This window comes from uncultured Bifidobacterium sp., from assembly GCF_959020145.1.
GTDB lineage: Bacteria > Actinomycetota > Actinomycetes > Actinomycetales > Bifidobacteriaceae > Bifidobacterium.
The window spans coordinates 52,214-72,208 of record NZ_CAUEQY010000009.1; the positions used below are offsets into that span (position 1 = coordinate 52,214).

Below are 19,995 nucleotides of genomic sequence, written 5' to 3' on the forward strand. Positions count from 1 at the left end.
GTCATGCGCGGTGGAAGGCTTCACTTCTGTCGTTTTTCGATAGCTTTGATAATTTTGATATCGACAATGCCAAACATATTCGCAAGCGGTTGCTGGATGCATATGTCATTCGTCAGACCGGTTGCGGCGAAGTTGATTTCGCGGTTCCGCTTTTGCGTGAATACTTACCGTAAGCAGATGTGAAAATCTAGTTCAGGCGAGTGGCCTGTTGATGATGACCCCAAAGTAGTCCTCAATACCGGTGCAACAGGCGGGGTTCCTGTTCCTCATTGATGAGGTCTCGATGAGCATTCGCGCGTGACGCTCAGCAGCCCGGCGATGGCGGCACAGGTGGCCTCCACGTTGCGTTTTGTTCCGGTGAGCAGTTCCGGCAGAGCGGCTGGGCCGGGTGCGATGCCGAACGTCGCGACGATGCCGGCTTCGTTGAGCGCGGCGGTGACGTTCGGATCGCGCGTCACTTTTCCTCCGATGGCGATAACCGGTTTTCCTTGCGATTTCGCCAGTCGCGCGATGCCGCTCGGTACCTTGCCGTACGGCGTCTGCCCGTCGATCGACCCTTCGCCGGTGATGACGACATCGGCCCACGCGCACGCCTCGCGTGCATGCAGCAAATCGAGCACCAACTCGATGCCGGGGCGCATGGTCGCGTTGAACAGGCCCAGCATGCCGCCGCCGGTGCCGCCCGCCGCGCCCGCGCCCGGCTTATCTGTTATTTTGCGACCGTTCAGTGCCGTGATGGCGTCGGCGAGCCTGCCCAAACCGCAGTCGAGCAATGCGACTTGTTCCGGATTCGCGCCTTTCTGCGGCGCGAACACGGCGGCGGCGCCGTCCGTCCCGGTCAGAGGATTGGTGACGTCGCATGCCAATACGATCGGGATGTTTCGCACGTCGTCGGGAACCTCGGTGTCGTCGATGCGGGCAAGCCGGGGGAGTGCGCCGCCGCCAAGCGGCAACTCGCAATCGTCCGCATCGAGGAAACGATGGCCGAGCGCTCGGGCCAGGCCAGTGCCGCCGTCGGTGGTGGCGCTGCCGCCCAATCCAAGTACGATGCGTTCCGCTCCGGCGTCGATCGCGGCGCGAATCAGCTCGCCGGTGCCGAAAGTGGACGCCGCCAACGGATCGCGGTCGGCGGGGGAGATGCGCTCGATGCCGCTCGCCGCAGCCAACTCGACCACCGCGGTGCGAGGATTCTCTCCATCGTGAGATGTTCCGAAACCGCCCTCGCCAAGGAATCCATATCGTGTGATGATCGGCCGGCCCAGCGCGTCATGCGCGTGCTCCGATCGCAATTCGCCGCCGGTTGCCTGGACCAGCGCGTCGGTCAATCCCTCGCCGCCATCGGACAACGGCATCATGCGGCATTCGGCGCCGGGATCGCCGGCCGCCACGCCCCGGCGTATCGACTCAGCCACGGCCTGCGCGGAAGCGGCTTCCTTGAACGAATCCGGTGCCAGCAGATACCTCATGGTCAGCGATAGCCCTCCCACTGTGGCAGGGGGAAGAGGACGTCCTCGCAGCGCGCCCACATTTCGTTCAGGTCGCGCCCCGGAACCCGCAGCCAGCGCAGCTGCACGCCATCCATCATCGCGAATCCGGAACGCAGCACCTGCTCGGCGTCAACGCCTTCCGGCACATGCCAGCGGATGTTCGCGGCCACTTCCACGATACGTTCCTCGCGTTCGGCGAAATAATCATGCGCCGGATGGTCGGGATTAAGTGCCTCGGCGCTCAACGTGGAGAACATGTGCACCAATTCGGGTCGTTTGGCGTTGACCGCCACCGTCCTGCGCCACATTTCGGCGATAAGCGGACGTTCGTCTCGCACCATGCCGGCGGTGACGTCCTCGGTCTCACGGTCGTACATTTCGTCGAGCACCGCATGCAGCAGCCCTTCCTTGCTGCCGACGTAATGCAGCACGCCCGGTTTGGTGAGGTTCACCATAGTGGCGATGCGCTGCAGCGACGTGCCGTAGTAGCCGAGCGTGCCGAAACATTCGACCGCCGCGTTGAGAATCGCGCTTCTGCGGTCGACTTCGTCGTTGGCCATAATGTGCTCCCGTCGTTGCTGGAGGTTATTGGAATATGTAATTCACATTACGGTCGGTCGGTTTCTTTTTCAAAGATGATTGGCGTGTTGCGTATTGTTTTTTGATAAAGTACCTACCAATCGGTAGGTAGGGAATTCGGGGTTGAAGTCCCACCGCGAAACAATCGCGAGACGGCCGAGAAAATAGCCGAAAGGCACCAGAAACACAGAAGACATACGAAAGAGGCAGCTCATGAGCGACACCGCTTATCCTTCCGTCAACGACCTGACCCTCGAAGAGAAGGCGTCCCTCACCTCCGGCGGCGACGCCTGGCACCTGCAGGGTGTGGAAACCAAAGGCATTCCCGGCTACATGATCACCGACGGCCCCCACGGACTGCGCAAATCCCTGGCATCCAGCACCGGCGAAACCGACCTGAACGACTCCGTGCCCGCCACCTGCTTCCCGCCGGCAGCCGGCCTGTCCAGCTCCTGGAACCCGGAACTCATCCACAAGGTCGGCGAGGCCATGGCGGAGGAATGCATCCAGGAGAAGGTGGCCGTCATCCTCGGCCCCGGAGTCAACATCAAGCGCAATCCGCTCGGCGGCCGCTGCTTCGAATATTGGTCCGAAGACCCGTATCTGGCCGGCCATGAGGCAGTCGGCATCGTCGCCGGCGTGCAGTCCAAGGGCGTGGGCACCTCGCTCAAGCACTTCGCGGCCAACAACCAGGAGACCGACCGTCTGCGCGTATCCGCCAACATCTCCCAGCGCGCGCTGCGTGAAATCTACTTCCCGGCCTTCGAACACATCGTCAAAACCGCCCAGCCATGGACCATCATGTGCTCCTATAACCGCATCAACGGCGTGCATTCCGCACAAAACCGCTGGCTGCTCACCGACGTGCTGCGCGACGAATGGGGGTATGAAGGCATCGTCATGAGCGATTGGGGCGCCGACCATGACCGCGTCGCCTCCCTCAACGCCGGCCTCAACCTTGAAATGCCGCCGAGCTACACGGACGACCAGATCGTCTACGCCGCACGTGACGGCCGCATCCAGCCCGAACAGCTCGACCGTATGGCCCAAGGCATGGTCGACCTCGTGAACAAGACCCGTGCCGCCATGAGCGTCGAGAACTACCGTTTCGACGTGGACGCCCACGACGAGGTGGCCCACCAGGCCGCCGTCGAATCCATGGTGCTGCTCAAAAACGACGACGACATCCTGCCGGTCGCGGCAAACGCGAAAATCGCCGTCATCGGCGAATTCGCGCGCACCCCGCGCTACCAGGGCGGCGGCTCGTCCCACATCACCCCAACCAAGATGACCAGCTTCCTCGACACCCTCGCCGAACGCGGAGCGGACGTCGCGTTCGCACCGGGCTTCACCCTCGACCTCGAACCGGCCGACGCCAAGCTCGAAGCCGAAGCCGTCGAAACCGCCAAAAACGCCGACGTCGTCCTCATGTTCCTCGGCCTTCCGGAAGCCGCCGAATCCGAAGGCTTCGACCGCGAAACCCTCGACATTCCAGCCAAGCAGGTCGAACTGCTCAAAGCCGTCGCCGCCGAAAACAAGAACATCGTCGTGGTGCTGTCCAACGGATCCGTCGTCTCCGTGGCACCATGGGCGGGCAACGCCAAGGGCATCCTCGAATCCTGGCTGCTCGGCCAGGCGGGCGGTCCGGCGCTCGCCGACGTGATCTTCGGCAAGGTCAGCCCGTCCGGCAAGCTGGCACAGACCATTCCGATGGACATCAACGACGATCCGAGCATGATCAACTGGCCGGGTGAGGAGGGGCACGTCGACTATGGTGAGGGCGTGTTCGTCGGCTACCGCTACTACGACACGTACGACAAGGCCGTCGACTACCCGTTCGGCTTCGGCCTGAGCTACGCGACCTTTGCGATCGACGGCGTGAACGTCGCCAAGACCGGCGCCAACACCGTACACGTCACCGCGACCGTCACCAACACGTCCGACGTGGACGCCGCCGAAACCGTGCAGGTCTACGTGGCTCCAGGCAAGGCCGCCGTAGCCCGCCCGAAGCATGAGCTCAAGGGTTTCCGAAAGGTGTTCCTCAAGGCCGGCGAATCGGCTGAGATCTCCTTCGATCTGGACGAGCGCGCCTTCGCCTACTGGTCCGAGAAGTTCGATGACTGGCATGTCGAAGCCGGCGAATACACCGTCGAAGTCGGCACGTCCAGCCGCGACATCGCCGCCGTGGCCGTCGTCACGCTCGACGGCGACGGCAAGGCCCTGCCGCTCGACGAATGGTCCACGTTCGGCGAATGGGCCGACGATCCGGTCGGCTCCAAAATCGTCGCATCCGTGTATGCGGAAGGCGAGGCCGGCAATCTGCCGCAGCTGCCCGACAACGACATGATGCGCATGTTCCTCAAGTCCATGCCGATCAACTCCATGCCGATGCTGATGAGCGACGGCGGCAAAGCCATCACCGCCTTCATGCTCGACGAGTACGCCAAAATCGCCGAAACCGCCGAATAAGACGGATTGACGTAAACAAGACGTAAGCAAAAGGAGTTTCAAGGATTTAGGCCGAGGATGTGGCCCCGCGAATGAACCGGTGCGGACCACATCCTCGGCTTTTTCATACTTGGTTTCGGCTTGTTCCGGGCTTATTTTTGGCTATTTTTAAGCGATTTTGCGATTGCAATATTGCGTTCGGTGTGCTGCGATCCGGTTCCGTCACACACGACACGCTGAATGTTGCATATGCAACTGTTGTATGTACAACGTGTTATCGTATGTTCCGTGAACGATATACAGAACGATGGAACGGCTTCGGTGAACCCCGCGTTCACCGAAGCATGGGAGCGGGGCGCATGCAAGCCGCCGAGCGTCGCCATCCGATCGCTGCACAACGTCATCAACCGGTATCTTGCGGTGACGCGTCCCATGGAAGTGGAGAGTCTGAGCGGTGGCAACATCGACATCATCACCTTCCTCGCGCGCCATTCGGAACGGGAGATCTTCCCGCAGGATGTGGAACGCCGCTTCGGCATCACCCGGTCGACGTCGAGCAGAGTGCTCGCATTGATGGAACGCAAAGGGCTTATCGTGCGCGAATCCGTGCCGAGGGACGCGCGGTTGAAGAAAATCGTGCTTACCGACAAATCGCGCGACATCGCCGAAGCGCTGCGCACCAGCGCAATCGCCATGGAAGGCATTCTGCTGCAGGGCCTGAGCGACGACGAGATCCGCGAATTCATGCACGTGCTCGACGTGATGCAAACCAATCTGGTCTCCACCGGGCTGATCGGCGACGAAAGTCGCTACTCCAGCCTGGCATTGTGCGAGGCGGAATCGCGGGAACGGCAATCGCGGGAATGCGAATCGCAACCAACTGTACGGAAAACATCACAGGAAGACGAAACAGGAAAGGAAGAGTAAGTGAGCGGAACAAACGTGACAACGGCTGCGGTGCAATCGCAGCCAAAACAAAAGCGGCATCTCGTACGCACGCTTGGCAAATCGCTGCGTGAATATAGGAAGCCCAGCATTCTCACCCCGATATTTGTGGTGGTCGAAGGTGTTCTGGAAATCCTCATCCCCACGGTGATGGCGTCGTTGATTGATGAAGGCATCACCGGCAAAAGCATGCCCGCCATCGTCAAATTCGGTCTGATTCTTCTGGCGTGCTCGCTATGTTCGCTCGCGGCTGGCTTCCTTGCCGGTAAGTTCGCCGCGATCGCCGGCGCTGGATTCGCCAAGAACCTGCGTCATGACGAATTCGAGAAGGTGCAGGGCTTCAGCTTCACCAATATTGACAAGTTCTCCACCGGCTCGATCATCACCAGGCTCACCACCGATGTGACCAACCTGCAGAACGCCTATTCCATGATCATTCGTCTGGGTGTGCGAGCCCCGATCATGATGATCGTGGCGTGGATCTTCTCGTTCCGCATCAGCCCGTCCATTTCCTTGGTGTTCCTGGCGTGCATCCCTGTTCTCGCCTTCGGTCTGTGCGGTCTGGCGGTGTACGTGCACCCGGTGTTCGAGCGCGTGTTCCACACCTACGACAAGCTCAACAACGTGGTCGACGAGAACCTTCAAGGCATCCGCGTGGTCAAGTCCTACACCCGCGAATCGCATGAAATCGCCAAATTCGGCCGCATCTCCCAGCGCATCTACAAGGACTTCAGCAAGGCCGACCGTGTGATGAGCTTCAACAACCCGCTCATGATGGTCTGCGTATACGTCTCGATGATCCTCATTGCATGGATGGGCTCCAAGCAGATCGTGGCCTCGGGCAATAATGCCGCGCTGGGGCTCACCACCGGCGACCTGACCGCACTGGTCACCTACGCCATGCAGATCCTCATGGCCATGATGATGCTGTCCATGGTCTTCGTCATGTGCATCATTTCCCAGGCGTCCGCGGAACGTATCTGCCAGGTGCTCAACGAGGAAAGCACGGTGACCAACCCGGCCAACCCCATCAAGGAAGTGGCCGACGGGTCCATCGAATTCGACAACGTCGACTTCCGCTACTCTGATAACTCCGAAAAGCCGGTGCTCGACAATATCAACCTGAAGATCCGTTCCGGCATGACCGTCGGCATCGTCGGCGGCACCGGTTCGGCGAAGTCCAGCCTGGTGCAGCTCGTGCCGCGCCTGTACGACGTGACCTCCGGCTCGCTCAAGGTCGGCGGCGTCGACGTGCGCGACTACGACATGGAGGTCCTGCGCGACCAGGTCGCCATGGTGCTGCAGAAGAACGTGCTGTTCTCCGGAACCATCGCCGAGAACCTGCGCTGGGGCAACCCGAACGCCACCGACGAGGAGATCCGCCACGCCTGCCAGCTCGCGCAGGCCGACGGCTTCATCCAGGAGTTCCCGGACAAGTACGACACGTACATCGAACAGGGCGGCACCAACGTCTCCGGCGGCCAGCGCCAGCGCCTGTGCATCGCTCGCGCGCTCCTGAAGAAGCCGAAGATCCTGATTCTCGACGACTCCACCTCGGCCGTTGACACCAAGACCGACAAGCTGATCCGCACCGCATTCCATGACGAGATCCCCGACACCACGAAGATCATCATCGCCCAGCGCATCGCGTCCGTGCAGGAATCCGACATGATCCTCGTCATGGAGGAAGGCCGCATCACCGCATCCGGCACCCATGAGGAACTGCTGCGGACCTGCGACGAATACCGTTCCATCTACGAATCGCAGACCAAGAACCAGGCCCAGCCTGAGGAACTGAAGTGAAAGGAGGAACGGAAATGACTAAGAACAACGCTGAAAAAACCATGCAGACCAAGCCGGGTAACAAGCCGGGCGCAAAGCCGCCGATGCAGAAAGCCGCCCCCGGAACCACCAAGCGCATCTTCGGCTACATCTTCCAATACAAATGGCATGTCGTGGCAATCGTGCTGTGCATCCTGATCGGCGCGGCCGCACAAGCTGGATCCGCACTGTTCCTGCAATCCCTGATTGACAGCTACATCCTGCCGCTGGTCGGTGTGAAGAACCCCGACTGGAACCCGCTGCTGCGCGCCCTGACGCTGATGGCCTGCCTCTACGCGGCCGGCACCTTCTGCAGCTGGCTATGGCAGTGGCTCATCGTCACCGTCGAGCAAGGCACCCTGAAGAAGATCCGCGACGACATGTTCGCACACCAGCAGACGCTGCCGATCCGCTACTTCGACACCAACGAGCACGGCGACATCATGAGCCGCTACACCAACGACACCGACACCCTGCGCCAGGCCATCAGCCAGTCCTTCCCGCAGATGTTCTCGTCCGCGATCTCCGCACTGGCCGCACTGGTCTCCATGCTGTGGCTGTCGGTGCCGGTCACGATCTTCGTGCTCGTGTTCGCCGCGATCCTGTTCGTAGTCGTGCGCGCCATCGTCTCCCGCTCCGGCCGCTACTTTGTCAAGCAGCAGATGTGGATCGGCGACGTGAACGCCTTCGTCGAGGAATCCGTCAACGGTCAGAAGGTCATCAAGGTCTTCAACCATGAGGACGCCACCCAGAAGACCTTCGACGAGAAGAACGAGGAACTGTTCCACGCTTCCGCCGAAGCGAACACCTGGGGCAACGTGACCATGCCCGTCGTAGGCAACATGGGCTACATCCTCTACATTCTGCTCGCCATCGTCGGCGGATTCATGGCGCTCTCCGGCATGGGCAACTTCGGTCTCGCCGGCGCGGGCAAGCTCACCCTCGGCGCCCTCATCTCCCTGCTCACCCTGTCGCGCTCCTTCGTCAACCCGCTCGGCCAGGTCTCCATGCAGTTCAACATGGTGATGATGGCGCTCGCCGGCGCGTCCCGCATCTTCCAGCTGATGGATGAGAAGCCCGAGGACGACGGCGGCTCCGTCACACTCGTCAACGTCGAGCTCGGCGAAGACGGCCGCACCATGACCGAAATGGACCACGAAACCGGCCATTGGGCCTGGAAGCGTGAGGAAGGCGACGACGGCACCCGTTCCCTGAAGGCCGCGCAGTCGCTGAGCCCGAAGGCCGCGGAAGTGGCGAGGAAGGCGCGCGAGAACGCGATCACCTCGCCGGACGGGCGCCTGACCCTGCTGCAGGGCGACGTGCGTTTCACCGACGTGACCTTCGGCTACAACCCGGACAAGCCCGTGCTGCACGACATCACCTGGTTCGCCAAGCCCGGCCAGAAGGTCGCGCTCGTCGGCGCCACCGGTGCCGGCAAGACCACGGTGACCAACCTGATCAACCGTTTCTACGACATCCAGGAAGGCATGATCCTGTATGACGGCATCTCCGTCAAGGGCATCCGCAAGCCCGACCTGCGCAAGTCGCTCGGCATCGTGCTGCAGGACGTGAACCTGTTCACCGGCACCGTGATGGACAACATCCGCTATGGCAAGCTCGACGCCACCGACGAGGAGTGCATCGCCGCCGCTAAGCTCACCAACGCGGACAGCTTCATCCGCATGCTGCCCAACGGCTACCAGACCGTGCTCGAAGGCGACGGCTCCGGTCTGTCCCAAGGCCAGCGCCAGCTGATCTCCATCGCACGCGCCGCAGTGGCAGACCCGCCGGCCATGATCCTTGATGAGGCCACCTCATCCATCGACACCCGCACCGAGGAAGTGGTGCAGGCCGGCATGGACAACCTCATGAAGGGACGCACCGTGTTCGTGATCGCGCACCGCCTGTCCACCGTGCGCAACTCCGACGTGATCATGGTGCTCGACCATGGCCGCATCATCGAGCGCGGCTCGCACGACGAGCTCATCGCGCAGAAGGGCGAGTACTACCAGCTGTACACGGGCGCCGTGGAACTGGAGTAAGGCTCCTTCTGCTTCGTTCCTGTCCCGTTCTTGGTGAATTGGACAGGCTGAACGGTAGTGTTCAACGAATGCAAGGGCCGTGCGGAAGCCACATATGTGGCTTCCGCACGGCCCTTGCGCATATGGCTCCCATGAATCGGCGGGCATGACCTTTTACGCAGGGTGCGCCCGCTGTGGCTTTTCATGGATTCCCCGAATCAATGGCGAAAAATCCATTGCGGGGACTACTCATGCGGTTCCGTAGGCGGTTTGGGTGTTCCGTAGGTGGTTGGTCAGAGTATCGGGGTTGGAGAAAGGCTTTATTCTGGCCGTTTTCATGCCGGGTATTCAGACCCAACCACCTACGGAAGCGAAAAACCACCTACGGAACTAGTCCAAGCCGTAACGGTGACTGGCTATTGCGCGGGCGACCATGCCGAACAGCTCGTTCAGCTTCTGCTTGGAAGCCAGATGCTCGCGGGTGGCGACAAAAGGAGTGAAACCGAGATCCCTCAGCCGGTTCCGCTTATCGAGGTCATACATCCAGCGGTCATGGGTGTAGTGGTAATTTCCGTCGTATTCTATGCAGACGCGGTCATCCGGGTAGGCGATATCCACCTTCATCGTGCCCGAGCCGCGTATGTGGTCAATGATCTCATAATTGACATGTGCCTCAGGCAGCCCGTAGGCATCGCTCTCCAAACGAAGCACCGTTTCCTGCGGAGAATCGGTACCTGGTTTGGACAGGCGCAAGGCCTTTCTGCATTTGGCGCTCCCAATGAATCGCGGCGCACTCCGGATGTAGTCGGAGAGCTCATCGTGAGTGCAGACGCGTAAATCGGGATTGGCGCAAGTGAGCCAATCCATGGCGATCACCAGACTCCGTTCGTCGACATAGGGCGCAATCTGGCAGACCGCCTGCATCGCGGAGACGCTTGACACCAATTCGTCGGCGTGCGCCACGTCTACGCCATGCCTTGCGTAATGGAATTTCATCCCCTGGATTTTCCGCAGGTCACGTTGCCGGCACACCGAAACGTGAACGAGCTCCGAACCATATCCGGGTAAATAATTCATGGTGGCAATCATGCCATGCAGCTCCAGCGCTGTGCCGTGGCTTACATAGAGTGGAACCGAGGAGCGTGACCTTATCCGCGACAACACCTGCCTGCATTCAAGATGCCGTCTCGCCGCCTCCTCCCGTGCCTGCTCTAATGTGAAAAATGTATTGTGTCCGAAGCTTTCCATGCGCTGACGGTATATGGAAAGCCAGCAGCCCCGCAACCGTCTCCGTGAAAAATGTGGATATGTGCATGGTTCCATCCGCAGCATCACCGGGGAGAGGCCTGATGTATACGCGTCCGGTAGAACCGATGCGGAGCGTGGCGTCATCGAGGGGTGGCTCACATGGCAAGTCGGCCACGCAGAAGGGCGGGCGCTTCCAGCCGCAGGCCCGTGGGGCTGACGGTGACCGCGTTTCTCCACGGTGTCAGCCGCGTTTGGAACCCTGCCGACTGATGCCACCTTTATGACCGGTCGCTTTGAAAGGCAGACCGGCGTTGCCGAGTCCTTTGCTCCGCATGTTCTGCAGGGCAAAGGATTTTTGTTGTGCACGCAGTTCGTTCATCCGTTCCGTGGACTGATGCGCGATTCGCGGTTTCCGTGATTGCTCTGGCTGTGTCATGGCTATAAGAATACGTTCGGTAATGTAATATGATGGATTTAGTAATGCTTTTACTAAAATCTGATGAGGCATCCATGGGAGGGCGAGGGAGCGATGGCGACCATCAAGGAGATTGCGAAACGTACGGGATTTTCGCAGGCCACGGTGTCGCGTCTGTTGAATGGCGATCCGACGCTGTCCGTGCGTGAGGAGACGCGTCGCGCGATCATCCGCGCCAGCGAGGATTTGGGATACAGCGCCCAGGCCAAGCGTATCGTCATTCCGCACGAAGTAGCCTTGTTGGACAACGAGGAGTCCGACGAAACGCTGCGTGATTCGTATTTTGCCGATTTGCGTTCGGCGCTGGAACATAACGCCAAACAGCAGCGTATGGAGCTCACTGTTTTCCACAGTCTTGACGAGATGTTGAATCAGAAGGGGAAATTCGATGGTTTCATGGCTATCGGCGCCAATGTCATAGCCGAAAGCGACCTTGAGAAGTTGCATGAGGTCATGCCATACGGTGTGTTCATCGATGTGAATCCCGCACCGAACCTGTTTGATTCCGTACAGCCCGACCTACAGCAGACCATGCATGACGCGGTCGAAGCATGTGCGAAGGCTGGCATGAAGCGTGTCGGATTCATCGGCGGCAAGGGGAGGCTGACGAATTTTTATGAGGTGGACGAAGAGGGGCGTGCCACATATTTTCGGCGTGAAATGGGCCGTTATGGTCTCGACCTGCGTGGACTGGCGTATTCTGACGGCTTGTTCACCGTGGAAAATGGTCGCAAGCTGGGGGAGCAGTTTATCCGTGACCACAACGGCGCACTGCCTGACGCAGTTATTGTTTCGGCGGACATCATCGCGGTCGGCGTGCTGCAGGCGTTCAACGCGGTTGGTGTGATCGTGCCCCGCGACATCAGCGTCATCAGCATCAACAACCAGGCGATCGCACAGCTTACGTCGCCACCGTTGAGCACGTTCTCAATCGACCAGAACGAGCTTGCGCGCGTTGCGATTCTCACCTTGGCCGATGCGATTGCCAGCAAGCGCACAGTACGGCAGCATGCGTACCTGTCGACGACGCTGGAAGTGCGAGATAGTTTCGTGCCGGCGCAGCCGAAACGTGAATCGCGGCCAAAATTGCAGACCCGATCGAAGCGATCTGCCCGGTCGAAACGGGCTGCCTAGCGTACGTATGTGCGGAAAAATATGAAAGGCGATTGATGATGCTATGTCATCAATCGCCTTTTGTTTGTCTACTGTCGGCGAAATACCGCGAATCGCACACAATATGACATGTATATGTGCAGAATCGCACAAAATGCGACACGCCCAACAGTGCACAACGCAGATGTTAAATTTTACTAAACAGGGGTAAAGGGATATACTTAACTCATGCGAAATCAAATGATGATTTCCGATTACAGCTTCAATCACAACTTCTAAGGAGAAGTACGATGGCAGAATCCAATGTCGCAGCCGCACCGAAGGAGACGCAGCAGTCTGCGAAGCCAACCAGGAAAGGCAGTCTGCTGTCCCGCGTGGCCTATTCATTCGGCAACGTCGGCCAATCCGCCTTCTACAACGCGCTGAGCACCTACTTCATCGTCTACGTCACCAGCTCGCTGTTCTCCGGCGTTGACAAGGCGCTCGCTACCAAGCTCATCGGCGTTATCACCGGCCTTGTGGTTGTCATCCGTATCGCGGAGATCTTCATCGATCCGCTGCTGGGCAACATCATCGATAACACCAAGACCAAGTGGGGTCGTTTCAAGCCATGGCAGCTCATCGGCGGCACCGTTTCCGCCGTTCTGCTCGTGCTGGTCTACACCGGCCTGTTCGGCTTGGTGAACGTCAACACCACGCTGTTCATCGTGCTGTTCGTCATCACCTTCATCGTGCTCGACGTGTTCTACTCCCTGCGCGACATCTCCTATTGGGGCATGATCCCGGCGCTGTCCTCCGACTCCCATGAGCGCTCCACCTACACCGCCCTCGGTTCCTTCGGCGGCTCCATCGGCTACAACGGCCTGACCATCGTGGTCATTCCGATCGTCACTTACTTCAGCTACATCTTCACCGGCAAGCACCAGGAAAGCCAAAGTGGCTGGACCTGCTTCGCCATCATCGTGGCTATTCTCGGCGTCCTCACCGTGTGCTCCGTCGCGTTCGGCACCAAGGAAAGCACCAGCACCCTGCGCGCCAAGGCCGAAGATAACGGTGGTCCACTCGCCGCGTTCAAGGCTCTCGCCCAGAACGACCAGCTGCTGTGGGTCGCCCTGTCCTACCTGCTGTACGCCATCGCCAACGTGGCCACCACCGGCGTGCTCATGTACATGTTCAAGTTCATCCTGAACAACTCCGCCGCCTACTCCATCGTCGGCGTTGTCTCGGTCATCGCCGGCATCATCATGGCGCCGCTGTACCCGATTCTGAACAAGCGCATACCGCGTCGCTACCTGTACCTCGGCGGTATGGTGCTCATGGTCCTCGGCTACCTGCTGTTCATCGTCGGCACCAACAACCTCGCTGTCGTCACCGTCGGCCTGGTGTTCTTCTACCTGCCGCAGACCTTCATCCAGATGACTGCCATCCTCTCCCTGACCGACTCCATCGAATATGGCCAGCTGAAGAACGGCAAACGTAACGAGGCCGTCACCCTGTCCGTGCGTCCGATGCTCGATAAGATCGCAGGCGCCTGCTCCAACGGTATCGTCGGTGCTGTCGCCATCGCCGCCGGCATGATTGGTGACGCCACCGCCGCCGACATGACTGCCGCGAACATCCACACTTTCAAGGTCTGCGCCTTCTATGTGCCGCTGGCTGTCATCATCCTGAGCGGTGTTGTGTTCCTGCTCAAGGTGAAGATCAGCGAGAAGATGCATGCTGACATTGTCGAGCAGCTGGAAACTCAGCTCAACGAAGGCTGATTCGCTTTTGATTGCGATTGAATTTCAATCGTCGCGCTGAAGGAGCCGCATGGTGGACGCCATGCGGCTTTTCGCGTTTCCTACGTTCGTGGTAAGTGCTAGGCTGACGATTTGAAACGTATAGCAATGATCCGTTATCAGCGGGGAGCTTCCGGAAGAACGGTCGGCGCTTTTGGGTGCGGCCTAGTAGAACCGGCGGGATCGGCCCGAACAGCCGAACGTCAAGCGGTCGTATGAAACCTGTGCAGGGAAGCCTGCGTAAGAAAACAGGGGAGTGCGGCAAGCGAGGTGGTACCGCGGTGTCGGACGTGCGCAATCGCACGAAAATCATCGTCCTCGTAAAGTAAGTAATGAAACCGCCAAACGAGGAGCATACGGTGAGCGAATCCACCAATCATGTGTATCCGAAGGCTGCTGCCGGTGAGCAGAGCGCCAATGTCGCGCCGAACCCCAGCTTCCCCAAGCTTGAGGAGTCCGTGCTTGACTACTGGGACAAGGACGGCACCTTCCAGAAGTCCATCGAACGCCGTCCTTCCGGCGATCACAGCCAGAACGAATTCGTCTTCTTCGACGGTCCGCCGTTCGCCAACGGCCTGCCGCACTATGGCCACCTGCTGACCGGTTACGCGAAGGACGTCATCCCGCGTTACCAGACCATGAAGGGCCACCGCGTCAACCGCGTGTTCGGCTGGGACACGCACGGTCTGCCGGCCGAGCTTGAAGCCCAGAAGGAACTGGGCATCGACTCCGTCGACCAGATCAAGGAACTGGGCATCGACAAGTTCAACGACGCCTGCCGCGCGTCCGTGCTCAAGTACACGAACGAGTGGAAGGACTACGTGCACCGTCAGGCCCGTTGGGTCGATTTCGAGCACGGCTACAAGACCCTGAACATCACGTACATGGAGTCCGTGATGTGGGCCTTCAAGCAGCTGTACGACAAGGGTCTGGCCTACCAGGGCTACCGCGTGCTGCCGTACTGCCCGAAGGACCAGACGCCGCTGTCCGCGCACGAGCTGCGCATGGACGCCGACGTGTATCAGGACCGTCAGGACACCACCGTGTCCGTGGCCGTGAAGCTGCGCGACGAGGAGGATGCCTACGCCGTCTTCTGGACCACCACTCCGTGGACCGTTCCGACCAACTTCGCCATCGTGGTCGGCGCTGACATCGACTACGTCGAGGTGCGTCCGACCGAAGGCAAGTTCGCTGGCAAGAAGTTCTACCTCGGCAAGCCGCTGCTTGGCTCCTACGAGAAGGAACTTGGCGAGAACTACGAGATCGTGCGCGAGCTTAAGGGCGCCGAAATGGAAGGCTGGCGTTACTACCCGGTCTTCCCGTACTTCGCAGGCGACGAGAACGCCGCCGAGGGCAAGGTGCCGGGGCCGGAAGGCTACCAGATCTTCACCGCCGACTACGTCGACACCGTTGAAGGTACCGGCCTGGTCCATCAGGCCCCCTACGGCGAGGACGATATGAACACGCTCAACGCCAAGGGCATCAAGAGCGTGGACGTGCTCGACGCGGGCTGCAAGTTCACGTCGCTGTGCCCGGATTACGAGGGCATGTACGTGTTCGACGCCAACAAGCCGATCCTGCGCAACCTGCGCGCCGGTGACGGCCCGCTGGCCCGCATCCCCGAAGAGCAGCGCGCCATCCTCTTCCAGGAGAAGAGCTACGTGCACTCCTACCCGCACTGCTGGCGTTGCGCCACCCCGCTGATCTACAAGCCGGTGAGCTCCTGGTTCGTGGCCGTCACCAAGATCAAGGACCGCCTGCTCGAACTCAACCAGCAGATCAACTGGATTCCGAACAACGTGAAGGACGGCCAGTTCGGCAAGTGGCTGGCGAACGCACGCGATTGGTCGATCTCCCGCAACCGTTTCTGGGGCTCTCCGATCCCGGTATGGGTTTCGGACGATCCGAAGTACCCGCGTGTGGACGTGTACGGTTCACTCGATGAGCTCAAGGCCGACTTCGGCGATTATCCGCGCGATCATGAGGGTAACATCAACATGCACCGCCCGTACATCGACGAGCTGACCCGCGTCAACCCGGACGATCCGACCGGCAAGAGCCACATGCACCGCATCAGCGACGTGATGGACTGCTGGTTCGAATCCGGTTCGATGAGCTTCGCCCAGTACCACTATCCGTTCGAAAACAAGGAAACCTTCGAACAGCACTTCCCGTGCGACTACATCGTGGAATACATCGGCCAGACCCGTGGCTGGTTCTACGTGCAGCACGTCATGGCCACCGCCCTGTTCGACAGGCCGGCGTTCAAGAACGTGATCTGCCACGGCATAGTGCTCGGCTCCGACGGACAGAAGATGTCGAAGCATCTGCGCAACTATCCGGACGTGAACGGCGTGTTCAACGACTTCGGCTCCGACGCCATGCGCTGGTTCCTCATGAGCTCGCCGATCCTGCGCGGCGGCAACCTTATCGTCACCGCCGATGGCATCCGCGACACCGTCCGCCAGGTCATGCTGCCGGTGTGGAGTTCCTACTACTTCTTCACGCTGTACGCGAACGCGGCCGGGTACGACGCGCGCAAGCTTCGCGCCGACGAAGTTGCATCGCTGCCGGAAATGGACCGTTACCTGCTGGCCCGTACCCACCGACTGGTCGAAAAGACCCAGTCCTCGCTGGACCAGTTCCTGATCTCCGATGCATGCGACGCCGTGTCCGACTTCATCGACATGATCACCAACTGGTACATCCGCAACAACCGCGACCGCTTCTGGAACGAGGACGCCAACGCGTTCAACACCTTGTACACCGTGCTTGAGGTGTTCATGCGCGTCCTTGCGCCGCTTGCCCCGATGGAAGCCGAATCCGTGTGGCGCGGCCTGACCGGAGGCGAATCCGTGCATCTGGCCGACTGGCCGTTCCTGGCCGACGAGAAGACCGGCGAAGCCACCGAACTTGGCCGCGTGCTCGTCGACGATCCGGCTTTGGTGAACGCCATGGAAAAGGTGCGCGAGGTCGTCTCCAGCACCCTGTCCATGCGTAAGGCGAAGCAGATCCGCGTGCGCCAGCCGCTGAGCAAGCTCACCGTGGTGGTGGAGGATACCGCCGCCGTGGCCGCGTACGACGAGATTCTGAAGTCCGAGCTCAACGTCAAGAACGTGGAGCTGTGCACGCTTGAGGATGCGGGCTCCCAGGGCCTGAAGATCATCCACGAGCTGCGCGTGAACGCCCGCGTTGCAGGCAAGCGCCTGCGCAAGGACGTGCAGTTCGCCATCAAGGCCTCCAAGTCCGGCGCATGGCATGTGGACGCTTCCGGCGCTCCGGTGTGCGAGACCCCGAACGGCGACATTACGCTGGAAGAGGGCGAGTACGAGCTGATCAACAGCGTGGAGGAACAGAACGCCGAAGAGGCCGCCAACTCCGTGTCCGCGGCCCTGCCGACCGGCGGTTTCGTGATCCTCGACACCGAGCTGAACGACGATCTGGTTGCCGAAGGCTACGCCCGCGACGTGATCCGCTCCGTGCAGGACGCCCGTAAGGCCGCCGGTCTCGAGGTCTCCGACCATATCGCGCTGAAGCTGACCGTCCCGGCCGGCGACGTGGCGAAGGTCGAGCAGTTCCGCGATCTCGTGTCCGCCGACACGCTCGCCGACTCGCTTGACGTTGTTGCCGGCGCCGAAGGCTCCGAGCCCGCCATCGAGGTTGCCAAGGCCTGATTTTGGTTGGGGTGAATCAGTTGGGCTGATTCCGCTTGGTCGATTCAACTAAGTCGACCGGATTGGCCGAATTGGTTGGTGCGATCCGGTTGGGATTGGGTTGGTTTGGCTGAATTGACCGGGTTGTGCGGATTTGGCTTGATTGGGCTGATTTCGTCTTGATGCGAAGGGGTCCTGCCGTTTAAACGGCAGGACCCCTTTCACGTCGTTGTCCCACCCTATATCCTTCAGTCTGTATTCCTTCAGTCTGTATTCCTTCAGTCTGTATTCCTTCAGTCCGTATTCCTTCAGTCTGTATTCCTTCAGTCCTAACCTTCGGCTTCTGGCTCGCTTTTCCGCATTTTGTTACCGTAACCTCCATGTCCGGGTAACAAAACATGGATGCGTATGCTGTTCCATGGTTTTGCGATCGATTTGTGATTATTCGACCGTGCGACTAGAGTAGCCTGTGGCTTTTCGGCTGGCTTTTACACCGGCTGGAAGATTTATACAGACTTGATTTGTGTCTGCCGTGTGCCTGCGACGTATTTACGTTGCGCTGGCACGTGCGCGGAAGCAGATCGCAAGCGAATGGTTCTCAGTACCATCCATGTGAGTCAAGCGCACATCTTTGAGAAGCAGTCGCGATGCCGGGAGTCGAGTTCGTCGGTTTCAACCGTCGTTCCCGTTCCCGGCTTTTTCTTTTCTGTATATTGTGTATGATTTTGCTGCTTTTACACTCATATAAGTGTAGTTGGCATATAACTTCTTATATAGTATTTATTTAATTTGGATTTTAAGGTATTTCCTGAACTTGCAATATTTGTGAATTGTGGTAGGGTGCATGTTGTGCGGGAATTTCGTTAAGCCTAGTATTGGCGAAACTTCTGTATTGGATAAAACGAAAGGAGGCATATGGGTAATGCGATAACGCTTATTCTTGCTATCGTCGTGCTTGTTCTTGTGAATAAATAGAACATGCATGGCGTTAGTGTGGGTGAAGGGCATAGATGTGTTTTCCACCCATGAATAAGGACTTCATTGAGGAATTGTTTTTATTTGCTTCGGATTTAGATTCAAGCAATTCTTTTCCCTTGGCGGAAAAGACTTCTTTTCTGTGTTGGTGCGCGTGGCGTATCCGTCATGTGCACCAACACACCCTACACTGATATTTAACAATATGGACACGGTTGTTCGTATGGGAAAGAAAGGACGCTAGAATGCGTGCGCTTACTATTGAAGATTTGAATGCGGCTGCTCATGTTGGTGGAGCTGGCAGTTTGACGATGCGGCAGGAGCTGGAACCTGCAAGTGGTCCGGATGGTGTGATCGCACCTGCGAAGTATGTCGATGACCGAGGTAATGCGACATATATTTTTGCAAAACGCTATGAGGAAGATCAAGAAAAGCCGGTGAAGACGGTGATGATTGATTCCAAGGGTTCTTTTGCTAATCGTGCTGAGGAAACGACAACGGAAGCCATGCGGAATGGTGAGGGCGTTCTTTCAAAAATGCCTCGCATTGCGGTTCAGTATGATACCGATGCCGGAAAGGAAGTTGTCTATGATAATCAGCTTCCACATCGTGGCTTCGATGGCCATATTCGTGTCGGAAGTTATAAGGGTGAATCTACTTCCAAGGCGGAGGAATATGTGAAGGCGCGTAATTCGACTTTGGATAATCTGCTGCCGATTTTCGAACTTTCTCCGGAGACGGTCATTTTCGGTGGATGGGACTCCACTCGCAGTAAGAATCAGCTGAGGATTCCTTCTGTTATGGTTGGCGAAACATATGCCATTCTGGCCGAACAAGAAGAAGACCCTGTAATCCATCGTGCGGGCGGACGCATTGATCCAGTTGGGGCGAGCGTGATTGTATCTACCGAAGCTGACCGTCAGAAGATTGTTGGTGACAGTATTGACCTAAGCGACAAGACTAAAACAAGTTTCAAGAAATCGGGCAAGGGTTCGACCATCGGTTTGGGTGCCATTCCACCAAGTGCTAAAAAAGACGTTCTAGACGGTGTTTCTGTCCGGAAAGTCATCTCCACCCGTGTGCTGAGCTTCGCTACCGTGCGTACATTCCATTTCGGCAAGGGTGTTGAAGGGGATGCTGCGATTCGTGCATTAATTCTCGCTGTACTTCTGCGTGATATTGCCGGTTATGATGAGAATCCTTTCATCCGTGCGAATTGCTTCCTTGCGGAGACCGGCAAGCCGACTGTCATGTTGAACAAGCGCTATGGCGAGAAGGAGGAATTGGAACCTCTTACTGCTGGAATGGCTGAAAAACTTTTGGAAGAGGCTTACGCGCAGGCTCATGAAAAGGCGGGAATCACTTGGGAGGGGCAGGAATTCCTTGTGGAAGGTAATCCTGCGGTGCTTGCCAATGCTTCTGCTGAAGATGATGAAAAGGGAAACTGAT

Annotated in this window: 12 protein-coding genes; 8 read left to right on the plus strand and 4 right to left on the minus strand. The window is 58.7% G+C overall.

Features of this window, described 5'->3' with window-relative positions; translation table 11 throughout:
• Positions 1-266: 266 nt before the first annotated feature.
• Together Q5H33_RS04595 and Q5H33_RS04600 are read right to left on the minus strand one after the other, a co-directional pair.
• Positions 267-1,466, minus strand: a complete 1,200-nt coding sequence (locus tag Q5H33_RS04595) for a glycerate kinase (protein ID WP_302423274.1) — start codon at positions 1,464-1,466, stop codon at positions 267-269.
• A 2-nt stretch (positions 1,467-1,468) separates the two neighbouring features.
• Entirely contained in the window at positions 1,469-2,047 is a 579-nt protein-coding gene (locus Q5H33_RS04600; protein ID WP_035011552.1) for a TetR/AcrR family transcriptional regulator, read from the minus strand.
• A 232-nt stretch (positions 2,048-2,279) separates the two neighbouring features.
• On the opposite strand from Q5H33_RS04600, the gene Q5H33_RS04605 reads away from it, so the two are divergent.
• From Q5H33_RS04605 to Q5H33_RS04620, 4 genes are all read left to right on the plus strand, one after another.
• A complete protein-coding gene (locus Q5H33_RS04605) occupies positions 2,280-4,535 on the plus strand; it encodes an exo-alpha-(1->6)-L-arabinopyranosidase (RefSeq protein WP_302423277.1) in 2,256 nt (751 codons plus the stop codon).
• A gap of 267 nt (positions 4,536-4,802) precedes the next feature.
• Positions 4,803-5,441, plus strand: coding sequence for a MarR family winged helix-turn-helix transcriptional regulator (locus Q5H33_RS04610; RefSeq protein ID WP_302423288.1), 639 nt, complete (start codon positions 4,803-4,805; stop codon positions 5,439-5,441).
• Entirely contained in the window at positions 5,442-7,262 is a 1,821-nt protein-coding gene (locus Q5H33_RS04615) for an ABC transporter ATP-binding protein (protein WP_085382073.1), read from the plus strand.
• Between the two features lie 41 nt (positions 7,263-7,303).
• Positions 7,304-9,322 (plus strand): ABC transporter ATP-binding protein, encoded by a 2,019-nt coding sequence (locus Q5H33_RS04620; protein WP_302423299.1) that lies wholly within the window; start codon positions 7,304-7,306, stop codon positions 9,320-9,322.
• 369 nt (positions 9,323-9,691) lie between these two features.
• On the opposite strand, the gene Q5H33_RS04625 is transcribed toward Q5H33_RS04620, so the two are convergent.
• Both Q5H33_RS04625 and Q5H33_RS04630 read right to left on the minus strand, forming a co-directional pair.
• Positions 9,692-10,390, minus strand: coding sequence for an endonuclease domain-containing protein (locus tag Q5H33_RS04625; protein ID WP_229027043.1), 699 nt, complete (start codon positions 10,388-10,390; stop codon positions 9,692-9,694).
• 400 nt (positions 10,391-10,790) lie between these two features.
• Positions 10,791-10,928, minus strand: a complete 138-nt coding sequence (locus Q5H33_RS04630; protein WP_107646399.1) for an integrase — start codon at positions 10,926-10,928, stop codon at positions 10,791-10,793.
• A gap of 150 nt (positions 10,929-11,078) precedes the next feature.
• Between Q5H33_RS04630 and Q5H33_RS04635 the strand changes: the two genes are divergently transcribed.
• The 4 genes from Q5H33_RS04635 to cas7u all read left to right on the plus strand — a co-directional run bounded on the left by Q5H33_RS04635 (position 11,079) and on the right by cas7u (position 19,994).
• On the plus strand, positions 11,079-12,158 hold the full coding sequence (locus Q5H33_RS04635; protein WP_276350704.1) for a LacI family DNA-binding transcriptional regulator: 1,080 nt from the start codon (positions 11,079-11,081) through the stop codon (positions 12,156-12,158).
• A 269-nt stretch (positions 12,159-12,427) separates the two neighbouring features.
• Entirely contained in the window at positions 12,428-13,900 is a 1,473-nt protein-coding gene (locus tag Q5H33_RS04640; RefSeq protein WP_003811043.1) for a glycoside-pentoside-hexuronide (GPH):cation symporter, read from the plus strand.
• A 377-nt stretch (positions 13,901-14,277) separates the two neighbouring features.
• Complete coding sequence (gene ileS, locus Q5H33_RS04645; protein WP_152659324.1) at positions 14,278-17,592, plus strand: mupirocin-resistant isoleucine--tRNA ligase; 3,315 nt, start codon at positions 14,278-14,280, stop codon at positions 17,590-17,592.
• 1,199 nt (positions 17,593-18,791) lie between these two features.
• Complete coding sequence (gene cas7u, locus Q5H33_RS04650; RefSeq protein WP_046999823.1) at positions 18,792-19,994, plus strand: type I-U CRISPR-associated RAMP protein Csb1/Cas7u; 1,203 nt, start codon at positions 18,792-18,794, stop codon at positions 19,992-19,994.
• The last annotated feature ends 1 nt before the right edge of the window (position 19,995 follow it).

Coding starts and splice junctions, on each gene's coding strand:
- Q5H33_RS04620 (WP_302423299.1), top strand. CDS start 7,304: ATGCAGACCAAGCCGGGTAACAAGCCGGGCGCAAAGCCGCCGATGCAG.
- Q5H33_RS04605 (WP_302423277.1), top strand. CDS start 2,280: ATGAGCGACACCGCTTATCCTTCCGTCAACGACCTGACCCTCGAAGAG.
- Q5H33_RS04635 (WP_276350704.1), top strand. CDS start 11,079: ATGGCGACCATCAAGGAGATTGCGAAACGTACGGGATTTTCGCAGGCC.
- Q5H33_RS04600 (WP_035011552.1), bottom strand. CDS start 2,047: ATGGCCAACGACGAAGTCGACCGCAGAAGCGCGATTCTCAACGCGGCG.
- Q5H33_RS04625 (WP_229027043.1), bottom strand. CDS start 10,390: ATGATTGCCACCATGAATTATTTACCCGGATATGGTTCGGAGCTCGTT.
- cas7u (WP_046999823.1), top strand. CDS start 18,792: ATGCGTGCGCTTACTATTGAAGATTTGAATGCGGCTGCTCATGTTGGT.
- Q5H33_RS04595 (WP_302423274.1), bottom strand. CDS start 1,466: ATGAGGTATCTGCTGGCACCGGATTCGTTCAAGGAAGCCGCTTCCGCG.
- Q5H33_RS04640 (WP_003811043.1), top strand. CDS start 12,428: ATGGCAGAATCCAATGTCGCAGCCGCACCGAAGGAGACGCAGCAGTCT.
- Q5H33_RS04630 (WP_107646399.1), bottom strand. CDS start 10,928: ATGAACGAACTGCGTGCACAACAAAAATCCTTTGCCCTGCAGAACATG.